This window comes from Streptomyces sp. NPDC001292 (assembly GCF_042896465.1).
Lineage (GTDB): Bacteria > Actinomycetota > Actinomycetes > Streptomycetales > Streptomycetaceae > Streptomyces.
On record NZ_JBIAXG010000072.1, the window covers coordinates 1 to 21,262 of the forward strand.

At 69.5% G+C, this 21,262-nt stretch carries 17 protein-coding genes and 2 pseudogenes; 14 read left to right on the forward strand and 5 right to left on the reverse strand.

The annotated features are described in order from the left end of the window. The first annotated feature begins 441 nt into the window (after window positions 1-441). Complete coding sequence (locus ACFY4A_RS39710) at window positions 442-3,135, forward strand: SpoIIE family protein phosphatase (RefSeq protein WP_390834182.1); 2,694 nt, start codon at window positions 442-444, stop codon at window positions 3,133-3,135. A gap of 323 nt (window positions 3,136-3,458) precedes the next feature. Here ACFY4A_RS39710 and ACFY4A_RS39715 read toward each other — a convergent pair whose 3' ends face one another. Further along, complete coding sequence (locus ACFY4A_RS39715; RefSeq protein ID WP_390834183.1) at window positions 3,459-4,163, reverse strand: GntR family transcriptional regulator; 705 nt, start codon at window positions 4,161-4,163, stop codon at window positions 3,459-3,461. 182 nt (window positions 4,164-4,345) lie between these two features. On the opposite strand from ACFY4A_RS39715, the gene ACFY4A_RS39720 reads away from it, so the two are divergent. The 11 genes from ACFY4A_RS39720 to ACFY4A_RS39770 all read left to right on the forward strand — a co-directional run bounded on the left by ACFY4A_RS39720 (window position 4,346) and on the right by ACFY4A_RS39770 (window position 15,545). Further along, window positions 4,346-5,434, forward strand: a complete 1,089-nt coding sequence (locus ACFY4A_RS39720; protein WP_390834184.1) for a sugar ABC transporter substrate-binding protein — start codon at window positions 4,346-4,348, stop codon at window positions 5,432-5,434. A 38-nt stretch (window positions 5,435-5,472) separates the two neighbouring features. Beyond that, window positions 5,473-6,561 (forward strand): mandelate racemase/muconate lactonizing enzyme family protein, encoded by a 1,089-nt coding sequence (locus ACFY4A_RS39725; protein ID WP_390834185.1) that lies wholly within the window; start codon window positions 5,473-5,475, stop codon window positions 6,559-6,561. Next, on the forward strand, window positions 6,558-7,634 hold the full coding sequence (locus ACFY4A_RS39730) for an ABC transporter permease (RefSeq protein ID WP_390834186.1): 1,077 nt from the start codon (window positions 6,558-6,560) through the stop codon (window positions 7,632-7,634). The genes ACFY4A_RS39725 and ACFY4A_RS39730 overlap by 4 nt, the downstream gene beginning before the upstream one ends. Next, entirely contained in the window at window positions 7,631-8,707 is a 1,077-nt protein-coding gene (locus tag ACFY4A_RS39735; protein WP_390834187.1) for an ABC transporter permease, read from the forward strand. Before ACFY4A_RS39730 ends, ACFY4A_RS39735 begins: the two co-directional genes overlap by 4 nt. After that, the gene (locus ACFY4A_RS39740; protein WP_390834188.1) at window positions 8,704-10,248 is read left to right on the forward strand and encodes a sugar ABC transporter ATP-binding protein; all 1,545 of its coding nucleotides are present in this window, start codon (window positions 8,704-8,706) and stop codon (window positions 10,246-10,248) included. The genes ACFY4A_RS39735 and ACFY4A_RS39740 overlap by 4 nt, the downstream gene beginning before the upstream one ends. Next, window positions 10,245-10,568, forward strand: coding sequence for an L-rhamnose mutarotase (locus ACFY4A_RS39745; protein ID WP_390834189.1), 324 nt, complete (start codon window positions 10,245-10,247; stop codon window positions 10,566-10,568). The genes ACFY4A_RS39740 and ACFY4A_RS39745 overlap by 4 nt, the downstream gene beginning before the upstream one ends. Before the next feature lie 73 nt (window positions 10,569-10,641). Then, window positions 10,642-11,493, forward strand: a complete 852-nt coding sequence (locus tag ACFY4A_RS39750) for a fumarylacetoacetate hydrolase family protein (protein ID WP_390834190.1) — start codon at window positions 10,642-10,644, stop codon at window positions 11,491-11,493. Between the two features lie 8 nt (window positions 11,494-11,501). After that, on the forward strand, window positions 11,502-12,857 hold the full coding sequence (locus ACFY4A_RS39755) for an enolase C-terminal domain-like protein (protein WP_390834191.1): 1,356 nt from the start codon (window positions 11,502-11,504) through the stop codon (window positions 12,855-12,857). Further along, on the forward strand, window positions 12,857-13,612 hold the full coding sequence (locus tag ACFY4A_RS39760) for an SDR family NAD(P)-dependent oxidoreductase (protein ID WP_390834193.1): 756 nt from the start codon (window positions 12,857-12,859) through the stop codon (window positions 13,610-13,612). The genes ACFY4A_RS39755 and ACFY4A_RS39760 overlap by 1 nt, the downstream gene beginning before the upstream one ends. 35 nt (window positions 13,613-13,647) lie before the next feature. Further along, entirely contained in the window at window positions 13,648-14,688 is a 1,041-nt protein-coding gene (locus tag ACFY4A_RS39765; RefSeq protein ID WP_390834205.1) for an aldo/keto reductase, read from the forward strand. Further along, entirely contained in the window at window positions 14,685-15,545 is an 861-nt protein-coding gene (locus ACFY4A_RS39770) for an amidohydrolase family protein (RefSeq protein ID WP_390834194.1), read from the forward strand. The genes ACFY4A_RS39765 and ACFY4A_RS39770 overlap by 4 nt, the downstream gene beginning before the upstream one ends. Before the next feature lie 141 nt (window positions 15,546-15,686). Here the strand turns inward: ACFY4A_RS39770 and ACFY4A_RS39775 are convergent, their stop codons facing one another. Next, a complete protein-coding gene (locus tag ACFY4A_RS39775; protein ID WP_390834195.1) occupies window positions 15,687-16,403 on the reverse strand; it encodes a GntR family transcriptional regulator in 717 nt (238 codons plus the stop codon). Between the two features lie 72 nt (window positions 16,404-16,475). Then, window positions 16,476-16,769 (reverse strand): annotated as a pseudogene (locus tag ACFY4A_RS39780) (lactate utilization protein C); the annotation flags it as partial. Here ACFY4A_RS39780 and ACFY4A_RS39785 point away from each other — a divergent pair. Then, window positions 16,768-16,938, forward strand: a pseudogene (locus tag ACFY4A_RS39785) (transposase); the annotation flags it as partial. The pseudogenes ACFY4A_RS39780 and ACFY4A_RS39785 overlap by 2 nt on opposite strands. A gap of 378 nt (window positions 16,939-17,316) precedes the next feature. Here ACFY4A_RS39785 and ACFY4A_RS39790 read toward each other — a convergent pair. Together ACFY4A_RS39790 and ACFY4A_RS39795 are read right to left on the reverse strand one after the other, a co-directional pair. Beyond that, on the reverse strand, window positions 17,317-18,894 hold the full coding sequence (locus tag ACFY4A_RS39790) for a hypothetical protein (protein WP_390834196.1): 1,578 nt from the start codon (window positions 18,892-18,894) through the stop codon (window positions 17,317-17,319). A gap of 116 nt (window positions 18,895-19,010) precedes the next feature. Next, complete coding sequence (locus ACFY4A_RS39795) at window positions 19,011-20,201, reverse strand: glycoside hydrolase family protein (RefSeq protein ID WP_390834197.1); 1,191 nt, start codon at window positions 20,199-20,201, stop codon at window positions 19,011-19,013. Between the two features lie 595 nt (window positions 20,202-20,796). Between ACFY4A_RS39795 and ACFY4A_RS39800 the strand changes: the two genes are divergently transcribed. Beyond that, entirely contained in the window at window positions 20,797-21,042 is a 246-nt protein-coding gene (locus ACFY4A_RS39800) for a helix-turn-helix domain-containing protein (RefSeq protein ID WP_390834198.1), read from the forward strand. Window positions 21,043-21,262: the final 220 nt, after the last annotated feature.

Genomic DNA, 21,262 nt, shown 5'->3' on the forward strand with positions numbered 1-21,262 from the left:
CAGATGCACGGACGCGCCGGATTCGACCTCCTCCGCCACCGCATCCTTCTGCCCTGACCGCTACTCGGCGTCACCACCGACTACGGGCCAGAGCCTGATTCATGACACTCCCGTCGGCGATCCAGAAGACGCGCTCGGCGCTGGCGTAGGGCTCTTGCGTCATGACCTGCTCGACCGGGTTCATGAACGGCACGATTCCGGTGGTGGGCTCGCAGCGGCCGAATCGACAACACTGGACCTATGGATGCGCTCAGAGGTTTCCGCCGATCCTCGATAGCGTCTTCCCGCCGGTTCGCTGGTTGGCGTGCGCGGAGGCGGCGTGAGGTTCCGCGTCCGGGAACGGAGCAGCCGACTCGTCCCGCGGACGAACGGGAGATCCCGCACCGGTCGCCAGGGCGGCGCCTGCGCTCCCTGGTGAGCGCGCGGAGCGTCGCCGGTCAAGTGTTCCTCCTGCAGCTGGCGGTCGTGGTGCTGCTCGTCGCCGCGACGGTGGTGACGCTGGTGGTCCAGGCCCGGCACCAAGGCACGGAGAAAGCCCGCGAAGAGGTGCTTGCCGTCGCCGAGGCGTTCGCGAACTCCCCGGGGATCGTGCAGGCGCTGGACAGCCGCGATCCGACCGCGGTGCTGCAACCGCTCACCGAGAGTGCCCGGAAGCGGTCCGGCGTCGACGGCATCGTGATCATCAGCACGGACGGGATCCGATACACCCACCCCGACCCGCATCGGATCGGGAAACACGTAGTCAAGGGCGACCCCTACCGGAAGGCGGTGAGGGGCACGGCCCTCACGGACACCGAGGTGACTCCGCTGGGCGTTTCGGTCTTCGCGGAGGTCCCCGTCTTCCGGCCTGACGGCTCGGTCGCCGGCATCGTGTCCCCCGAGATCAAGGTCAAGAAGGTGAACGAAGCGGTGGCCGGGCAGCTTCCGGTGCTCCTCGGCGCCGCGGGCGGCGCGCTCGCCCTGGTCGCGGGCGGGTCGGCGCTGATTGGCCGGCGGCTGCTGCGCCAGACCCGCGGACTGGGCCCCGGCGAGATGACTCGCATGTACGAGCATCATGACGCGGTCCTGCACACGGTGCGCGAAGGCGTGCTCGTCGTCGGCGGCGACGGGCGGCTGCTGCTGGCCAACGACGAGGCACGCCGGCTGCTGAATCTGCCGGAGGACGCGGAGCAGCACCAGATCACCGACCTCGGCCTGACCCCGGGCGCCGCCGAGCTGCTTTCCCCGGGGCGGACGGCCACCGACGAGGTCCATCTGGCTGGCGACCGGCTGCTGGCCGTCAACGTCCGGCCCGTCGAGCGCTACGGCGCCCCGGCGGGCAGCGTGGCCACCCTGCGCGACACCACCGAACTGCGTACCCTCGCCGGCCGGGCCAAGGTGGCACGCGAGCGCCTGCAGCTGCTCTACGACGCCGGCGTGCGGATCGGCACCACGCTGGATGTGGTGCGCACCGCCGAGGAGCTGGCGGAGATGGTCGTCCCGCGGTTCACCGATTTCGTCACCGTGGAGCTGCTGGATCCGGTGCTGCGTGGCGAGGAGCCGGCCGGGGCAAGCACCGAAATGCGCCGCACCGCCGTCAGCGGCGTCCGCGGCGACCCGCCTCTCTACCCCGTGGGGGAGCTGATCCACTTCGCCACCACCAACCCCATCGCCGCCGGGGCGGCCGGCGGCCAGGCTGTGCTGGAGTCGGACCTCGCTGGCTCCGACGGCTGGCGGGCCCAGGACCCGGAGCGGGCGCGGCGGGTGCTGGAGTACGGAATCCATTCCCTGATCTCGGTGCCGCTGCAGGCCCGCGGGGTGGTGCTAGGGATGGCCAACTTCTGGCGGGCGGACGCCTCCCCGCCCTTCGGGGAGGAGGACCTTTCCGTCTCCAAGGAGCTGGCCAGACGTGCTGCGTTGTGCATCGACAACGCCCGCCGCTACACCCACGAGCACACCCTGGCGGCCACTCTGCAGCGCAGCCTGCTGCCCCGCACTCTGCCCGAGCAGACCGCCGTCGAGGCCGCCCACCGCTACCTGCCCGCCCAGGCCGGGGCGGGCGGCGATTGGTTCGACGTCATCCCCCTGCCCGGCACCCGGGTGGCCCTGGTGGTCGGCGACGTCGTCGGCCACGGCCTGCACGCCGCCGCCACCATGGGTCGGCTGCGCACCGCCGTGCACAATTTCTCGACCCTGGACCTGGCCCCGGACGAACTCCTGAACCACCTGGACGAGTTGGTCGCCCACATCGACCACGACGAGGCCGACGGCCAGGGGGTCACGGGGGCCACCTGCCTGTACGCCATCTACGATCCCGTCTCCGGCCGCTGCACTGTGGCCCGGTCCGGCCACCCCGGCCCCGCCCTGGTCCACCCCGACGGCACCGTCACCTTCCCGGACGTACCCGTCAGCCCCCCGCTGGGCCTGGGCGGCAGCCTGCCCTTCGAGACCGCCGAACTCACTGTGCCCGAGGGCAGTCAGCTGGTCCTCTACACCGACGGGCTGATCGAGGACCGGGACCGCGACCTCGACACCGGCATTGAGCAGCTGCGCACGGCCCTGGCCGATGCTGTGGGCGGCACCCCGGAGGCCACCTGCCAGACCGTCTTCGCCACCATGCTCCCCGAGCGCCCCCGCGACGACATCGCCTTGCTGGTGGCCCGGACCCACCTGCTGGACCCGGCCCGGGTCGCGGACTGGGAGGTGCCCTCCGACCCGGCGGCCGTCTCCCACGTCCGTACCGACGTCACCCGCCGGCTGGAGACCTGGGCCCTGGACCAGGTCGCCTTCACCACCGAGCTGATCGTCAGCGAACTGGTCACCAACGCCATCCGATACGGCACCCAGCCCATCCGGCTGCGCCTGCTGCACGATCGCAACCACCTGATCTGCGAGGTCGCCGACGGCTCCAGCACCTCCCCCCACCTGCGGCGGGCAGCCACCACGGACGAGGGCGGCCGCGGGCTGTTCCTCGTCGCTCAGTTCGCCCACCGCTGGGGCACCCGGTACGGCGCCCGCGGCAAGGTCATCTGGACCGAACAATCCCTCCACGACGCCGCAGCCGAACCCGGTGCAGGCCTCGGCGACAACCTGTTGGATCCATGGACTGACACTGAACCACCGAGTTTGAAAACACCACGCCGACAAGAGAGTTGACGTAACCCATGCCTCGTGATCACAGGCAGAGACGCAGCGTCACCACCGACTACGGGACAGAGCCGATCATTCGACAGACCCGGCCGTGGAGCGGTCCGCGGCTCTGGCGGTCGAGGCAGGTCAGAGCGGTCGGGTCGTGGCGACCAGGCGTCCCGCATGGTCCAGCACGGAGATGAATCGGATGTCGGAAAGATGCAGGGCACTCGCCCCCGTCACGGCGGCGCTGCCGTTGGGGGTGATCGCCCAGGCAGACCCCAGTGCCGTCCAGCAGGCGCGGCACAGGACCCGTTCGCCTCGTGTGCCGGCGGCCGGCCCCCTGAGTCTCAGGATCCGCCTTGCCCGTACCGATCGAGCTGGCGCCCCAGGCTCAGTTCCAGGTGCTCGCGCATGGCCTCCGATGCCCGTTCCGGGCTGCGTCGCAGCACAGCCCTCAGGATGCGGCCGTGCTCCACGACCGTCGCCGGGCTGCCGCCCGTGACGGGGCTCAACCTGAAGAGGTGGAGGTGCGCATGCAGACGCTCCACTGCCGCGGCGAGCATCGTCCGGCCTGACGCCGCGGCGAGCGCATCGTGGAAGCGCTGGTCCAGTACCGCGAAGCGGCCGTAGACCGCGTAGCTGCGCCCCTTGTCGGGCAGGCCCTGCATCTCCTCGACCAGGGTCTCGATCCGGTCCAGGTCGACATCCTCGGCGCACTCGGCGGCCAGCGCGGCGGCCGACGGCTCCAGGAGCAGCCGCATTTCGAAGAGCTGCTCCACGCCCTGCCGGGTCAGCAGCGCGGTGGCACGGTATCCCGACAGCGAGCGCTTCACCACCAGTCCGTCCGACTCGAGCCGGGACAACGCTTCGCGCACGGGAGTGGCCGAGACCCCCAGTGACCGGGAGATGGCCTCGATGCCTACCCGTGCATCCGGCTGGATCACATGGTCCATCACCATGGCCTTGACGGCCTCGTAGACCCTGTCCGTCAGCACCCCCCGTCGCGCGGCAGGAGGTGCTGGCCTTCCGGACACCTTCGCGTCCACCGACATCTCCTCGGACTCCTTTCGACGCCGACACCGGGCAGCTCCCCCGACACTATCGAGCAAGTTCTATATGATCCCCACCTTCCCCGATGCCATCAACTGCCCGTTACGCAGGCCTTGACGTACACAACCGCTCTGCCCCAGCATCACGGCAACGAAATCCTATTTGATTCGAGTGGGGCACAACCATGAGCCGTCGTATAACCGTCTTGCCGGCCGCCGTCACCCTGGTACTTCTGGTCACCGCGTCGTCCGCCTGCACCGTCAAGAACTCGGACGAGCCCGGCGCCGCGGGCGCCGCCTCCGGAAAGGCCGGTGTCGGGTCGGCAGAGCTGGCCGACGGCTCCAAGACCAAGGTCGCGCTCGTCCCGGGGGGCGCCCACCCCTACTTCCAGCCCTGGAAGCAAGCCGGCGAGGAGGCCAAGAAGACGCTCAAGCTGGGCGACGTCACCTTCGACGAGACCGCCGAGTGGGACCAGCAGAAGCAGAACAACCTCCTCTCGACGCTTGCCGCCCGCGGCTACAACGCCTTTGGCATCTTCGGGGTGTCCCCGACCGACATCAACACCACCTTCGCGGACCTCAAGTCCCAGGGCTTCGCCGTCGCATCGCTGGCCTCCTGTCCGGCCGGCGACACCAACGAGGCGGACTTCTGCCTCTCCACGGACGTCGAGCTCGCCGCGTACAAGGCCGCGAAGGCCGCCATCGAGGCCATGGGCGGCAAGGGCGCCCTTGTCCACCTGACCGGCAACAACGTCGACGCCAACACCCAGCTGCGCAAGCGGGGAGTGGAGAGGGCGGTGAAGGAGACCGGCGGCAAGGTCACTCTGCTGCAGACCATCACCGACATCGACAAGGACCTCCAGACCGCCCAGAAGGCCGTGTCCGACCTGCTTGCCGCCAAGGGCGGCCACATCGCGGGCATCGTCTCCACCGCCTACAACCCGGCGGTCGCCGCCGCCGAGGCCGTACGCGAGTCCGGCTCGAAGGCCAAGGTCGTGGCCATCGACGACGACGCCAAGATCCTCTCCTCGATCAAGAACGGCTCCGTCAGCGCCACCGTCGTGCAGAACCCGGTCGGCCAGGCGGAGATCGGCACTTGGGCGCTCGCCCTGCTGCAGACCAAGCAGTGCACCATGAAACAGCCCGGCAAGATCGTCGATTCCGGCTCATTCGTCGTCACGAAGGACAACGTCACCAACTACGACGACGCGCGCAAGGCGACGACCGCTCAGCTGAAGAAGCAGTTCGCCGACGAGTTCCTCTCCTGCGGCTGACTACCCCGGCGACGAACACAGAAAGTCAGCACACGCGCATGAGCGTCATCACCAACGCAACGGCCCTCCTGGCCGACATCGATGTGGAGACCGACCGCACCGACGCCGTGCAGTCGTTCGTCAAGCAGGAGACCGTTCTCGTCACACTCACTACGGCCGACGGCCTCGTGGGAACCGGCTACGCGTACACGATCGGCACCGGCGGGACTTCGGTTCTGGCCCTCCTCCGGGACCACCTGCTGCCCCTCGTCACCGGCAAGGACGCCCGCAACGTCGAGGGGCTCTGGCAGCAGCTTTTCGCCCAGACCCGCGCCACCACCACAGGCGCCATCACCTCGCTGGCGCTCGCCGCCGTGGACACGGCCCTGTGGGACCTGCGCTGCAAGCGCGCCGGAGAGCCGCTGTGGCGACTGGCCGGCGGCCACCGACAGGAGATCCCCGTCTACGACACCGAGGGCGGCTGGCTCCACCTGAGCACCGAGGACCTGGTCAAGTCCGCGCTCGCGGCCAGGGACGCGCAGTTCTCCGGGGTCAAGATCAAGGTCGGCAAGCCGCACGTCGCCGAGGACGCGGAGCGCCTGCGCGCCGTCCGCGAGGCGGTCGGCCCCGCGCTGAACATCATGACGGACGCCAACCAGTCGCAGTCACTGTCCTCGGCCGTACAGCTGGCCGCCGCCCTGGAGCCCTACGACCCGTACTGGCTCGAGGAGCCCATGCCCGCGGACGACCTCAGCGGCCATGCCCGGCTCGCCCGCTCCACCCGGATCCCGATCGCCGTCGGCGAGTCGATGTACTCGCCCATGCAGTTCCGCAACTACCTGGAGTCCGGCGGCGCTTCCGTGGTGCAGGTCGACGTCGCCCGCGTCGGCGGCATCACCCCGTGGCTGAAGGTCGCCCACCTGGCAGAGACCTTCAACGTCAAGGTCTGCCCGCACTTCCTGATGGAACTGCACGTCAGCCTGGTCGCCGCGGTCAGCAACGGCGCGTACGTCGAGTACATACCGCAACTGCGCGCCGTGACCCGCACCGAGATGGTCCTGCGCGACGGCCTGGCCGTGGCGCCGGACCAGCCGGGCATCGGCATCGACTGGGACATGGACGCCATCGACGACCGGAGGGTCTCATGAAGACGGCCGTCACACCCCCCGACAGCGAGACCGACCGCCCCGCCGACGGCGCCCGCCCGGCTCACCGGCTGCCGTTCTGGGTCAACCAGCGGCTGGGGCTGCTAGTGCTCATCGTCGCGCTCGGCGCTTTCTTCGGCGTTCTGCGGCCGGCCTTCTTCGACGAGCGGCTGGTGCTCTTCCCTCTCCTGAGGGACATCTCGACGCTCACCGTGGTGGCACTCGCGCAGATGGTCGTGCTCTCCATCGGGCACATGAACCTCGCGGTCGGGCGCATGGCCGCCTTCGGTGCCTTCTTCGCCGGGTTCGGCTACGACCGGCTCGGGCTGCCGCTGCCGCTGGGCCTGGTGCTGTGCCTCGTCGCCGGATGCGCCATCGGGGCACTGACCGGCTGGATCATCGCCCGCACCGGCGTGAACTCGTTCGTCGTGACGCTGGCCATGGACTTCGCACTGTTGGGCCTGGTCTCCCTGCTCTACTCGGCCCTCACGGAGAACGCCGCGTTCACCACGCGGCCCGACGGGCTCGCCGAACTGCGCTCCTACTCGCTCGCCGACATCTGTGCCGGACCGATCTGCGGCTCACCCGCCATCCCGCAGATGGCCCAGTTCACCCTGTTCGCCCTCGTCGGCCTCGGCTTCCTCTACGCCCGTACCCGCATGGGCCGCGAGCTGCTGCTCACCGGCGCCAACCCGGCCGCCGCCGAGCTGTCCGGCATCCCCACCGGACGCAGGGTCGTCCTGGCGCACGCGTTGTCCGGGCTGCTCGCCGCCCTCGCCGGCTTCATGGCCGCCGTCGGCACGGGCACGTTCCGCGCCTCCATCGGCGACGACTTCATGCTCCCCTCGTTCCTCGGCGCCGTCCTCGGCGGCACCCTCCTCACCGGTGGCGTCGTCTCCGTCATCGGCGCCCTGCTCGGCACCTCCCTGGTCGGCGTCATCCGCAAGGGGCTCGACCTGTTCGGTGTCGGCCTGGAAAGCCTCAACATCTACCTCGGCTGCGTACTTCTGCTGGCTCTGTCCGCGGACCGGGTGCGCACCGTCGTGTCCTATCGCAAGGTGGTGCGCTCCACATGACGACGCTCCGCGACAAGGGAACCCCAGCCGTTCCGGCACTGCGGCGCTTCTCCCGGTCCACCACGATGACCCTGCTGTGCGTGGTCGTCGTCGGCTACGTGGGCCTCGGCATCGCCTCGTCCGGCTCCTTCTTCGAGGGGTCCTCCCTCCGCACGTTCCTGCAGTACCTCGCCACGCCCATCCTCATCGGACTGGCCCAGATGGTGGCCCTGTGCGTCGGGCAGCTCAATCTCGCCGTCGGCGCGCTGGGCGGGGCCAGCGCCTGCCTGACGGGCGTGCTGATGGCCGACCACGGCGTGCCAGCGGGCCTGGCCGTACTGATCGGCGTCCTCACCGCCGCCCTGATCGGCCTGCTGACCGGCGTATTCATCGTCGCCACCCGCATCAACGGCTTCATCGTCACCCTCGGCACGATGACGATCCTGCTCGGCGCGCAGTACCGGCTCTCCGGCACCCGCACCATCGACGGTTACTCGGCCACGCTGCGCGACTTCGGCCGCTCGGCGCCTCTGAGCATCCCCCTTGTGTTCGTCACTGCGCTCGCCGCGGCCGCGATGCTCGGCGCGTTCATGTACCGCACCACCGCGGGGCGGCGCCTGCTGGCCGCCGGCGGCAACCCACTCGCCGCCCGGCTGTCGGGCATCTCCACCGACCGTCAGATCGTGCTCGCCCACACCCTGTCGGGCCTGCTCGTCGGCATCGCCGCGGTGACCGCCACCGCCTCGCTGCCCGGCGTCAACCGCAGCGTCGGCGGGGACTGGCTGCTGCCCAGCTTCGCGGCGCCCATCATCGGCGGCGTGGCGCTCACCGGCGGCTCGGTGGCGGTGCTGGGCACCGTGCTCGCCGCCTTCGTCATGCGGCTGATCGACACCGCGCGCGCCGAGTTCTCCCTGGACCCGAGCTGGGTGAACTTCCTCATCGGCCTGGTCGTCCTCGGCACGGTCGTCGGCGGCCGCATCCACCAGACCCAGCTTGAGAAGAAGGGCAAGGCGCCCGGCCGCACGCCGCCCGCGCCGCCGAAGAGCGACGCACGTCCGGCCGCTGGCCTGCCGAGCACGAGAGGCGCCCGATGAGCGACGTCCTGCTGGAATGCGAGAACATCGTCAAGGTCTTCCCCGGGGTACGCGCCCTCGACGGCGTGGGCCTGACCCTGACCGCGGGTTCCGTACACGCCCTGCTGGGCGAGAACGGAGCGGGCAAGTCCACCCTGATCAAGGTGATCACGGGCGTCCACCCGCCCGACGGCGGCAGACTGCTGCGGCGCGGCAAGGAAATCCACCTGCGCTCCCCGCTCGAGGCCACCCGGGCCGGCATCGGTGTGGTCCACCAGGAACGCAACCTGATCCCCGACTTCTCCGTGGCCGAGAACATCACGCTGCAGAGCCCGCCCGCGCACTGGGGATTGGTCGACCGCGAGGCGATGGCCGGCCCCGCCGAGCGCTGCCTGGCCGAGCTCGGTCTGGACCTCGACCCGCACCGCCCCGTTCGGGAACTGTCCGTGGCGCAGCAGCAGTTGGTCGAGATCGCCAAGGCCCTGTACACCGAGAGCCGGGTGCTCCTGCTCGACGAGCCCACCGCGTCCCTCTCCCCGCAGGAAGCAGAACGCCTCTTCGACGTCGTGCGCCGGCTCAAGGAGCGCGGCACATGTGTGGTGTTCGTCAGTCACAAGCTGGAGGAGGTCTTCGCCATCTGCGACACCGTCACGGTCCTGCGTGACGGCCGGTCGGTGCTCAAGTCGGCTCCCCTCGCCGAGCACGCCCAGGACGACGTGGTCACCCTCATGGTCGGCCGTCAGCACTCGGTGACGGACATGACCCCGCGTACGGTGGACACCTCGGCAAAGCCCGCTCTCTCCCTGTCGGGTCTGTGCACGGCGGCCGGGCACCAGGACGTCAGTCTCGATGTCCGCCCCGGAGAAATCGTCGGTCTGTACGGTCTGGTCGGCGCCGGCCGCAGCGAACTGGTCAAGGCCGTCCTCGGCCTCGACCGGGTCACAGGCGGCGAGATCCGGGTGTACGGCGAGCCGGCGCGGATCCGATCTCCCCGGGAAGCCCTGCATACCTACGGCATCGGCTATCTGACCGAGAACCGCAAGGAGGAAGGCGTCTTCCTGGAGCAGCCCATCGTCCGGAACATCACCGTGACAGTGTGGAAGAAGCTCGGCCGGTTCCTTGGCGACATCTCCTCCCGCCAGGAGAAGGAGGTCTCGCGGGATCTGGTCGACCGCCTCGGCATCCGGATCTCCGGCCTCGAGCAGAACGCCGGTGAACTGTCCGGCGGCAACCAGCAGAAGGTGAGCCTGGCGAAGTGGCTCGCGGCCGACACCAGGCTACTGGTCGTCGACGAGCCGACCGTCGGGGTGGACGTACGCACCAAGCACGCCTTCCACGAACTGATCTGGGAGCTGGCCCGCGGCGGCCTGCCCATCCTGCTGATCAGCAGCGACCTGACAGAGATGATCACCCTGGCCGACCGGGTCGTCGTCATGGCCGATCACCGCATCCGCGGCGAGGTGGACAACGACCACGACTACGATCGCATGAGCGGGCGAATCATCCGGATCATCCACGACCGTACCAGCTCGGCCGTGACCACGAAGAGCAGCACCTCATGAGGCGCGTCGCCCAGGTCATCCGGATTCTGCCCGACAAGGCTGACGAATACCGGGAGTTGCACCGCAACGTGCCCCGACCCGTCCTCGACCGGCTGCGCGGCTGCCACATCACCAACTACTCGATCCACCTGCTCGGCGACCATCTCGTCGCCTACTTCGAGTACCTCGGCGACGATCTGGCGGCGGACCTCGCCGCGATGGCCGAGGACCCGGCGACCCAGGAGTGGTGGCGGCGCACCGCGCCCTGCCAGCGGCCCGTCGACGAGGCCGCGCCCGGCGAGTGGTGGGCCGACATGGAACAGGTCTTCCTCATGGAGTAGGCCCACGCTCCGACCTTCGCCACCCTGAACCGCCCCGCAGTACGACCGGTACCGCGACCGCAAGGAGAAACACGTGAAACTGCTGCGCCTCGGCGCCCCCGGTTCCGAACGCCCGGCCGTCCTGGCTGACGACGGACGCACCTACGACCTGACCGCACTGACCCACGACATCGACCGGCCCTTCCTGGCCGCGGACGGCGTCGACCGGGTGCGCACCGCCCTGCGGGCCGGCACGCTGCCCGCGCTCGACCCCGAGGGACTGCGTGTCGGCGCGCCCGTCGCCCGCCCCGGCAAGGTGGTCTGCGTCGGTCTCAACTACCGGGACCACGCCGCCGAGACCGGCGCACCCGTGCCCGAGCGGCCGGTGGTGTTCATGAAGGACCCCGGCACGGTCGTCGGCCCCTACGACACGGTGCTCGTGCCGCGAGGCTCCGAGAAGACCGACTGGGAGGTGGAGCTCGCGGTGGTGATCGGCCGACGGGCCCGCTATCTGGACGGTCCCGGCGACGCCGCCGGGGTCGTCGCGGGCTATGCCGTCAGCAACGACGTGTCCGAGCGCGCCTTCCAGCTGGAGCTGTCCCCTCAGTGGGACCTGGGCAAGTCGTGCGAGACGTTCAATCCGCTCGGCCCCTGGCTGGTCACCGCCGACGAGGTGCCGGACGCGCAGGCGCTCGGTCTGCGGCTGAGCGTCAACGGCGTACTCCGGCAGAGCGGCACGACCAAGGACATGATCTTCTCGGTTGCCCACATCGTCTGGTACCTGAGCCAGTACATGGTGCTGGAGCCCGGCGACATCATCAACACCGGGACCCCGGCCGGGGTGGCTCTCGGCCTGCCGGACACACCTTACCTGCGAGCCGGCGACACGGTGGAGCTGGAGATCGACGGACTCGGCAGCCAGCGCCAGACCTTCAAGGACGCGTGAACAGGCCGATGAGCAACCATCCCACGGCCCGCGTCACGGACGTCGACGTGATCGACATCCGGTTCCCCACCTCGCGGGAACTCGACGGCTCGGACGCCATGAATCCCGACCCCGACTACTCGGCCGCGTACGTGGTGCTACGGACCGACGCGGACGACCGCCTGGGCGGCCCTCTTGAGGGGCACTCCTTCACCTTCACCATTGGTCGCGGTAACGAGGTGCAGGCGGCGGCCATCGCCACGTTGCGCGCACACGTCGTGGGCCTGTCCGTGGACGCCGTGTGCGCCGATCCGGGATCGGTGAGCCGTGCCCTGAGCGGCGACAGTCAGCTGCGCTGGCTCGGGCCCGAGAAAGGCGTGATGCACATGGCGATCGGCGCCGTCGTCAACGCCGTGTGGGACCTGGCGGCCAGGCGGGCCGGCAAGCCGGTGTGGAAGCTCCTCGCCGACGCCGAGCCGGAGTGGCTCGCCGACCAGGTGGACTACCGCCACATCGCGGACGCGCTCAGCCGCGAGGAGGCCCTGGCCCTGCTGCGCAGGGGCAAGGAGGGCGCCCCCGAACGCGAGAGGCTGCTGCTGGATCGCGGATATCCCGCCTACACCACCTCCCCCGGCTGGCTCGGCTACTCCGACGAGAAGATGAGCCGGCTCGCCCGGCAGGCGGTGGCCGAGGGCTTCACCCAGATCAAGCTCAAGGTTGGTGCGGACCTCGCCGACGACGTGCGAAGGCTGCGCGTGGCACGTGCGGCAGTCGGCCCGGGCATCCGCGTGGCGATCGACGCCAACCAGCGCTGGAACGTCGCCGAAGCCGTCGAGTGGACCAAGGCGCTGGCCGAGAGCGACCCATACTGGATCGAGGAGCCCACCAGTCCCGACGACATCCTCGGTCACGCCGCCGTGCGCAGGGGGGTCGCGCCCATCAAGGTCGCCACCGGTGAACACGTGCAGAACCGCATCGTCTTCAAGCAGTTGCTTCAGGCGGGCGCGATCGACATCCTGCAGATCGACGCAGCGCGCGTAGGCGGCGTCAACGAGAACCTGGCCATTCTGCTGCTCGCGGCCAAGTACGACGTGCCGGTCTGCCCGCACGCCGGGGGCGTCGGCCTGTGCGAACTGGTGCGTCATCTCTCGATGTTTGACTTCGTCGCCCTGTCCGGGACCACCGAGGACCGGGTTATCGAGTACGTCGACCACCTTCACGAGCACTTCGAGGACCCCGTGGTCATCTTGGACGGCCATTACACGGCACCCACCGTGCCCGGCTTCTCGTCCCGGATGCACGCCGGCTCGATCGCCGCCTACCGCTACCCCAACGGCACCTTCTGGGCCGCCGACCGCACCGCACACGAGAAGGGCACGCACTGATGGGCGAACTGGACGGTCTCAAGTCTTTGGTGACCGGTGGCGCCTCCGGCATCGGCCGGGCCACCGCGGAGCTGCTGGCTGCCCGTGGCGCGGACGTCGCCGTGCTCGACCTCGACCCCTCGTCCGTCGGCAAACCCCTTCGCGGGTACGTCGCCGACGTGTCGGACGATGCCTCCGTGCGGTCCGCGGTCACCGCCGCGGCCGACGATCTCGGCGGCATCGACATCCTGGTCAACAACGCAGGCATCGGAGCCGCGGGCACCGTCGAGGACAACGACGACGCCGAGTGGCACCGCGTCCTGAGCGTGAACGTCCTCGGCGTCGTCCGCACCACCCGGGCGGCCCTGCCCCGGCTGCGTGCCTCGGCACACGCGGCGGTCGTCAACACCTGCTCGATCGCCGCGACCGCGGGACTTCCGCAGCGTGCCCTGTACAGCGCCAGCAAAGGCGCGGTCCAGGCCCTCACCCTGGCCATGGCGGCGGACCACGTGCGCGAGGGCATCCGCGTCAACTGCGTGAACCCGGGTACGGCGGACACCCCGTGGGTGGACCGTCTCCTCGACCGGGCGAACGACCCGGAGGCCGAGCGGGCGGCGCTCAACGCCCGCCAGCCCATGGGCCGTCTGGTCACCGCGGACGAGGTGGCCGCCGCCATCGTCTATCTGGCGAGTCCGGCCGCCGCCTCTGTCACGGGAACGGCCCTCGCGGTGGACGGCGGAATGCAGGGGCTGCGGCTGCGCCCGGAGGGGCAGTGATGGCATCTCATGGAGACGAGACCGTAGGGACGGTGATGGCAGCGGGCGAGAACGAGGCCGGGCCGGCCACGGCGCCGGTCCGGACCCTCGGTCGCAGCGGTGTCCCCGTCACCGCCCTCGGCTTCGGCGCCGCCGCGATCGCCGGGCTCTTCGGTGACGTGGGCGAGGACGAGGCGACGGCGACGGTGGAGGCCGCCTGGAGCGCGGGCATCCGCTACTTCGACACCGCCCCGCACTACGGTGTGGGCCTGTCGGAACGCAGACTCGGCGCGGTCCTGCGGGCGAAGCCCCGGGATGGCTTCACCCTGTCCACCAAGGTGGGCCGGGTGCTCGTGCCGCGAGAGGGCGGGGGTGACGACCGGGCCAACGGCTTCGCCGTACCGGCCACCCATATGCGGAGGTGGGACTTCAGCGCCGACGGAGTGCGCCGCTCGCTGGAGGACAGCCTCACCCGCCTCGGACTCGACCGGGTGGACCTGGTCCTGCTCCACGATCCCGACGACCACGAGGAACAGGCGTTCCGGGAGGCATATCCCGCGCTGGAGGAGCTGCGGTCGCAGGGCGTCGTCCGGGCGATCGGCGCGGGGATGAACCAGAGCCGAATGCTGGCCCGGTTCCTGACCGACACCGACGTCGACGCGGTGCTCTGCGCCGGGCGCTACACCCTTCTGGAACAGGGCGCTCTGGACGCCCTGCTGCCCGCCGCGGCTGCGGCCGGCAAGAGCGTGATCATCGGCGGGGTGTTCAACTCCGGGCTGCTGGCCGACCCCACCCCCGAGGCCAAGTACGACTACACGAGGGCGCCCGAGGAACTCCTGAGCCGGGCCTTGCGGATGCGCGAGGTCACCGAAGCGCACGGGGTGCCGCTGCGGGCCGCCGCGCTCCGCTTCCCCTTCGGGTATCCGGCCGTCGCGTCGGTCCTGGTCGGGGCGAGGTCGGCGGACCAGGTCCGGGACGCGGCCGCGCAGTACCGTCGGCCGGTTCCCGGCGCGATGTGGGAGGCTCTGCGGGAGCGCGGGCTGCTGCCCGATGGGGTGCCGGTGCCGGACGCGGGGACGGAAGGGAGCTTGTCATGACGATCGTCGACGCCCATCACCACCTGTGGGACCTGACCGTACGCGACCAGGAGTGGATCGACGGCCCCCGGCTCGCCCCGTTGCGGCGCTCCTTCGTCCTGGCGGACCTGGAGGCCGAGACCCGGGCGGCCGGCGTGGCGGCCACCGTGCTGGTGGAGACGGTAAACGTCACCGAGGAGACGCCAGAGTTGCTGGCCCTGGCCGCGGAGGGCGACGTGATCGGAGCGGTCGTGGGGTGGACCGACCTGACGGCACCGGACGTCGCCGACGCGCTGGACGCGCTGCGGTCCCTGCCTGGTGGCGGCTTCCTGCGCGGCATTCGCCACCAGGTCCAGGGGGAACCCGGCCCCGACTGGCTGACCCGGCCGGACGTACTGCGCGGCTTGCGCGCGGTCGCCGCGGCAGGACTCGTCTACGACCTGGTCGTGCTGCCGCACCAGCTGCCCGCGGCGACGCGGGCAGCCGCCGCCGTGCCCGAGCTCACCTTCGTCCTGGACCATCTCGGCAAACCACCGATCGCGTCCGCGCGACACGAGCCGTGGGCCGAGCACCTGCGGGCACTGGCCGCCCTGCCGAACACGGTGTGCAAACTCTCCGGCATGGTGACCGAAGCCGACTGGGGGTCGTGGACAGTCGACGACCTCAGACCGTACGCCGACACCGTGATCGACTCCTTCGGCCCCCGGCGCCTGATGTTCGGCTCGGACTGGCCCGTGTGCACGCTCGCCGCCGGCTATGGCGAGGTCGTGCGCTCCGCCCGAGAACTCACGGCGGGACTGACCCGGGCCGAGCAGGCCGAGGTATGGGCCGGCACCGCTCGACGCGTCTACCGGATGACCGGAACGCACGCCGGATGATCCCGTTACCTTCTTCGTGGCTCCGCATTGGGGTCTCCGGCCGTCGGGTCCTGCATGGCTTCCCCGTCGTTCGTAATCCGTGGGGTGGTGTCACCGGGCCCGGAGACATCGACGGATTGTCCCAAGCGCCGACCGGGCCGGTCACTGCTCGTCGAACCGGCTCAGCTGGCGCTCCAGGCTGCGGGTGAGATGCTCGGCCATCGCCTCTGCGGCGCGTTCGGCCCGGCGGCGCAGTATTGCCCGTACCACTCGCTCGTGCTCGTCAACGGTGGGATCGCCCGCGTCCTGGACGCCACTGAGGCGGAAGATGTGCAGGTGTGAATGGAGCCGCTCCATCGCGTCCGCGAGCAGTGGCCGATGGGCGGCTTCCGCAACGGTCTCGTGGAATCGCTGGTCCAGCGCGGCGAAGTCACGGTAGGAGACGTATGGCCCGGTGGGGCCGGGGAGGGCCTGCATGGCCTCCAGCGTCGCCTCTATGGCGTCAAGTTGACTTTCGTCGGCGTTGCGGGCAGCGAGGGCCGCGGCGCGCGGCTCCAGGAGCAGCCGCATCTCGAACAGCTCCTCCACGCCCTGGCGGGTGAGCAACTCGGTCGCCCGGTACCCGGACAGGGAGCGCTTGACGACGAGACCGTCGGACTCGAGACGGGCCAGGGCCTCGCGTACCGGGGTCGGTGAGACGTTGAGGGCACGGGCCAGGGCCTCGATGCCGACGCGCGCGCCCGGGGCGATCTCGTGGTCCATGACCCTGGCCTTGATGTCCTCGTAGACACTGTCGGACAGGGCTTTACGGACCGGCAGGGTGGACGGCTCACTCGCCCTGGCCAGGTCGCCAGGGGCGCGCGGGTCGTGTTCCGACATCCGGGTCTCCCTGTGCTGAGTGTCATGGTCACCAGCAGCTTAGCGATGTCAGGCCGCGCCCTCGTAGCCTCCTCATACATCTGTGCGGATCACCACCACCAGCGTGCGCGGGCCGTGCACCCCCTCGACGCGTTCCAGCTCGATGTCCGAGGTGGCCGACGGACCGCTGATCAGGGTCGTCGGCCGGTCCGGAACGAGTCGGGCCAGCGCCTCCGGCACCCCGACGGCGACCGAGGAGAGGTCCACCACGCACACGTGCACGTCGGAAACCAGGGAGAGCGCCCGGCGGCCCTTGTCGGCGGAGCCGTCCAGGAAGATGGTCCCGGTCTCGGCACAGCCGGCCGCCGCGGCGGTCACGACCGCATGGGCCGGGAACGGAGGGGAAGGCGCCAAGTACTGGCAGACCGTCCTGACCGAAATCAAGAACAGAGGCGTCCGGGACGTGCTCATGCTGGTCTGCGACGGACTGAGCGCCCTGCCCGACGCGGTGAACACCGTCTGGCCCCAGACCGTCGGGCAGACCTCATCCGTGCACACTCCTTGGTGGCGGGAATTCCCCGCCGGTCACCGCGCCAGCGGGAGAGGACCTATGCAGACGCGTTGCCTTCGAGGCCCCCATGCAGACCAGTCCCTTCCGCTGGAGGCGGGCCGCGAACTGGCCAGCGGGAGTCGCGCCTCGAGCGCCGAGATGAGGTACCAGCGGGGCCGCCAAGCCGGTGACCAGGACCGACAGGACGGAATCCATGGACCATTCGTTACCCACCAAGGCCACAGACCCAGCCGGGGTGTTCGCCGGCGTCGACTGGGGCAACGCCCATCAGCAGCTCTGCCTCGTGGACGAGGCCGGCCAGGTCGTGCACCAAAGGCGCTACGCGCACACCGCTGACGGCCTCGAGCGTCGTGTCAGATCCGGTCATTGTTGTGCCGCACCGATGGTTGGTGGTTCGTTCCGCGGTACGGGGGCGTGGAAGAAGTCGTGTTCTGCGTTGTCTGGCACGATGGCGCCCGCGCGCAGTGCAGGGGAGGTGCTGTGCAGGTGGTAGCCGGCCGGGACATTGGTTCCGGGAGCGACGAACAACGGGTCGGCGAGCACGCTCGCGGTCGCGCCGGGTGGTTGTGGCACGCCGTAGAAGAGGTTGTGGTCGAAGGCGAACCGACCGGATCGCACCCGGAAGGAGGCGGTGCCTGTGCCTTGCTTGTGGATGATGTTGTTGGCGAAGTCCACTTGGCGGGGCTGACTGTTGTTCTCGTTGACCACGACTTGGGAAACGCCGTCGCCGATGTAGACGGTGTTGTTGTGGACGGCGCCGGAGGCGATGTGACCGGAGCAGTTCTCCACCCCGCGGAAGTGGTCGTTGATGCTGATGTTGTAGCGGACCACGAAGTCCCGGATTCCGGTCGAGGTCGGGCACAGCAGCAGCCAGCCTCCCTCGTTGTCGTGACTGAGGTTGTACTGGTAGACGATGCCGCGGGTGGCGTGATCGACGTCCCAGGCCATGCCGTCGAGTGTGGTGTGGCCGCCTGACGCTTCGTTGTACTGGAAGGTGACATCCTCGCTGTTGGCCGTCCACATGCCGGCGTTGTAGGTGCCGGAGCGCATGTTGAAGCCCGCCAGTGTGTTGTGCTCCACCAGCGCGTTGTTGTTCATCTTGACGGAGATCCCGTCGCCGCCGATGTCGGACAGCCTGTTGCCGCGGATGATCGTGCCTCGCGAAGGCGCGTAGGGCGCGTCGCACACGTCGTCCCAGAAGGTGCCGAGTTCCGGGCGGCGGCACCAGTTGGACCAGGTGTAGATGCCCTCACGGTCCACCGCCCGGATGTTGTTGTCCACGATGCGCAGGTTCTCGTACCACGTCGGTGTCGTCGTGCCTTGCGCCTCGACGACGATGCCGCCGGATGCGGCACCGAACTTGCCATTGTTGGTGCGGGGCCCGTCGAGGATGCCGCGCACGTCGTGGATGGCCATTCCTCGCAGTTCGATGCCGCGGATGGGCCCGGTGTCCTTCGCGACCACGTACACGCCCCGTCGCGGAGCGGAGTTGTCGCCTGGGGCAGTAAGTTCGAGGTCGGCGATGTGGACGTATTCCGCGTCGGACAGCAGCACGGCCTGCTGGGCACCGGCCGCGTCGATCCGCGGTGCGGGTCGGTCCGGGTCGCCATAGGCGCCGACCCGGACCGGCCGAGCCGCGGTCCCCGAATCGTTGAGTACCAAGGTGCCCTGACAGGTCGTGCCGCGCGCGAGATAGACCTCACTGCCCGGACGCAGCGCGCGACGGTTGATCTGTGCCAACGAGGCGAACGGCCGAGCGCGCGTGCCCGGTCGTGCGTGCTCGTCGGCGACCGCCTCCCCGGAGCAGTCGACGAAATACTTCTGAGGTACAGCCATCGGCCTCGCGAGAGCCGTGCCGGTGGTGAGGATCCCGGCGGACAGGGCGAGGGCGCAGACCATGGTCAGCGGGCGATGCCCGAAGCGGCGGCGGTGAAAACCCATGCGCATCTCCAGTGTCGCAGCGATCACAAAGGGCAGGTGTGATGAAAACAGCCCGACCGCATTCATCCACGCGGGTGGTCGAGTACCGGTGTGGTCTAGCGTCACGGACTGCGTTCTTACGGCCAGCGCAGCGGGATGGCGACGTTCTGGGTTCCAGCGGTGGTGCTGCCGCGGGCCATGGCAGCGTGCAGTGTTGTCGGGCGGCCGTTGTGGTCGAAGAGGAGTTGCGGTCGTTCCAGCGAACCGAGAGGGATCAGCGAGCCGTCGGTGAGCCTCAACTGCCTCAGCGAGACCACCGGGTGCTCGGCCGGCCCCCATGTGAGGCCGTCCTTCGAGGTGACCAGGCCGAGCGCCCCGTACTGGGGAGTGAGCGCATGGGTCCGGTCGGCTCCCCTATAGAAGTCCTTGACGATCGCGTAAAAGCGGCGGTCGGCACGGTCGTACCAGAGATACGGATCCTCCGCCTGGGTCTCGGGCGTGCCCAGGGCAGTGGCGGTGTAAGGGAAGGGGCCCTCGGGACGGTCGGACTGGCCGACGACGGTGATGTAGACGCCCTTGTCGTTCCAGGTCTTGTACGTCATGAGGAAGCGGGGCCGGCCGTCGACGGCAGGGGCCTCGGTGACGGACGGGTTGACCACCATCTGAAAGGTGTTCACATAGTCGGGGCCGGTGATGGGGATGTCGTTGCGGGTACCGCGGCCGGCGACCAGGTCTTCCAGGGTGCGGGCGCTGATCACACCGATGCGCTGGCCGGCGTGGTATTGCAGCCAGAGGGAGGGCTGCTTGGAGTACCACGGCTCGGGGGTGTTCGCCGGGTTGTTGGCGATGAAGTACAGGTAGTAGCGGCCGTGGAAGTAGCGGATGTGTGGGTTGTGCGCGTTGTAGCGGTCCCAGCGGCCGGGGTCTCCCGTCCCCTGCACGACGGTTCGCAAGTGCCGATACGGACCCTGGGGGCCCGGGGAGACCGCGACGGCGATCTCGCTGTACTTCATCCAACCGCTGAAGCCGTAGAAGATCTTCTCCGAGGGGTCGCTGCCGCGGCCGGCCGAGCCGTGCTGCCAGCGTGAGTAGAAGAGGTAGTACGCTCCGTCGCGGCCGCGGATGGGGGTGCCGCCCCAGGTGTACCAGCCGTCGGTACCGAAGATCTGCACCGCTGGGTCGATCGGCTGGATCGCTGCCTGGAAATCGAGGGAGGATGGTCCGGTTGAGTCATCGGCGGCCGCCCGTCCACCGAGGGAGGTGGCGGCCAGGGCCGCCGGTATCGTCATGAGCGCTCTGCGTCGCGTCATGCCATTGCTGCCGGTCAAGGCCAGCTCCTTTGGTCGTCGGAGGTACGGCGATCGCCAGAGCGCCGATCAACCGCGCTCTCGAAGGCATGGGAAGGTCTCCCTCTGCGGGATGGCCGGTGTTTTGTCTATATGATTTTCTCTCCTCGGTGGAACGTCAAGATGCGGGGCGGAGACATCCCCCGGCGCCAGTTGAAGCCCGCTGTCCTGTAGGCCTCGACGCATGGACCGCACCCAGGCACCCTCGCCGTACCTGCTGCGGTAACGTGCAGGGCCCGCGCTCGTCAGGGATTTGACGGCTTTGCAGCTGTCGGCCGACGCCTGTCGCCTGGGGAGTCCGGGTGCCACTGAGGGGCGTTGGAGCCAGCCTCGTGAATGCCGGACGCACCTTTGGTGGCATGCCCATCCTTCCTTCCAGCCGAGGGAATCCTATATGGTCTTGTAGGTCTCGCTGGTGAGTGGGCTGGTTCGCTACCTGAACTCGAAAGCGTGATGCTGGGGTCGTTTGCCTGGCAGGGGGCTGGACGGGGCCGGTACTCCTGGGGTGTGAGGCACGCGCAGGGCGGCGGGTTGACCAACGCTGGGGGCCGCACGGGAGCTGTTACGCATGCAGGCCATGGCTCGCTTCGAGAGCGGGGAGAAGATCCGGGAGATCGCCGCCGCTTTGCGGGTGGGCGAGCAGTCGGTGGAGCGGTGGCGCAAGGTTTGGCGGGAGCAGGGCGAGGCTGAGTTGCTGTCGAACACTCGCCGGGCCGACCACGCTGGCCGAGACGCAGATCGCCCCGCTGGAGCGGGAGTTGGAGCGCGGGCCGCTCGCGCACGACGGCTGCCTCGCCCGCGCCGGCCTGGACCTAGCACGTGACCCTCCCAGCCTGAGGTCTGACCGCGTCGCTCGTCAGGCGACGGCTGCACGGTGTCGGCCGCCCGTCCAAGTCGGCGATCGCCACCGCCAAGTCCACTGCGGCCCGCGTCGGCACCAGCCCCCGAAGCGAGGCGCGTCCCCGTTGTTGCAGGTGATCAACCAGCGGTATCTCAAGTCCAGGATCCTGACCACGAACGTCGGCATCCTCAGATGACTGGGC

Coding starts and splice junctions, on each gene's coding strand:
- ACFY4A_RS39715 (WP_390834183.1), bottom strand. CDS start 4,163: ATGTCGGTGGACGCGAAGGTGTCCGGAAGGCCAGCACCTCCTGCCGCG.
- ACFY4A_RS39720 (WP_390834184.1), top strand. CDS start 4,346: ATGAGCCGTCGTATAACCGTCTTGCCGGCCGCCGTCACCCTGGTACTT.
- ACFY4A_RS39725 (WP_390834185.1), top strand. CDS start 5,473: ATGAGCGTCATCACCAACGCAACGGCCCTCCTGGCCGACATCGATGTG.
- ACFY4A_RS39730 (WP_390834186.1), top strand. CDS start 6,558: ATGAAGACGGCCGTCACACCCCCCGACAGCGAGACCGACCGCCCCGCC.
- ACFY4A_RS39735 (WP_390834187.1), top strand. CDS start 7,631: ATGACGACGCTCCGCGACAAGGGAACCCCAGCCGTTCCGGCACTGCGG.
- ACFY4A_RS39740 (WP_390834188.1), top strand. CDS start 8,704: ATGAGCGACGTCCTGCTGGAATGCGAGAACATCGTCAAGGTCTTCCCC.
- ACFY4A_RS39745 (WP_390834189.1), top strand. CDS start 10,245: ATGAGGCGCGTCGCCCAGGTCATCCGGATTCTGCCCGACAAGGCTGAC.
- ACFY4A_RS39755 (WP_390834191.1), top strand. CDS start 11,502: ATGAGCAACCATCCCACGGCCCGCGTCACGGACGTCGACGTGATCGAC.
- ACFY4A_RS39760 (WP_390834193.1), top strand. CDS start 12,857: ATGGGCGAACTGGACGGTCTCAAGTCTTTGGTGACCGGTGGCGCCTCC.
- ACFY4A_RS39765 (WP_390834205.1), top strand. CDS start 13,648: ATGGCAGCGGGCGAGAACGAGGCCGGGCCGGCCACGGCGCCGGTCCGG.
- ACFY4A_RS39770 (WP_390834194.1), top strand. CDS start 14,685: ATGACGATCGTCGACGCCCATCACCACCTGTGGGACCTGACCGTACGC.
- ACFY4A_RS39775 (WP_390834195.1), bottom strand. CDS start 16,403: ATGTCGGAACACGACCCGCGCGCCCCTGGCGACCTGGCCAGGGCGAGT.
- ACFY4A_RS39790 (WP_390834196.1), bottom strand. CDS start 18,894: ATGGGTTTTCACCGCCGCCGCTTCGGGCATCGCCCGCTGACCATGGTC.
- ACFY4A_RS39800 (WP_390834198.1), top strand. CDS start 20,797: ATGGCTCGCTTCGAGAGCGGGGAGAAGATCCGGGAGATCGCCGCCGCT.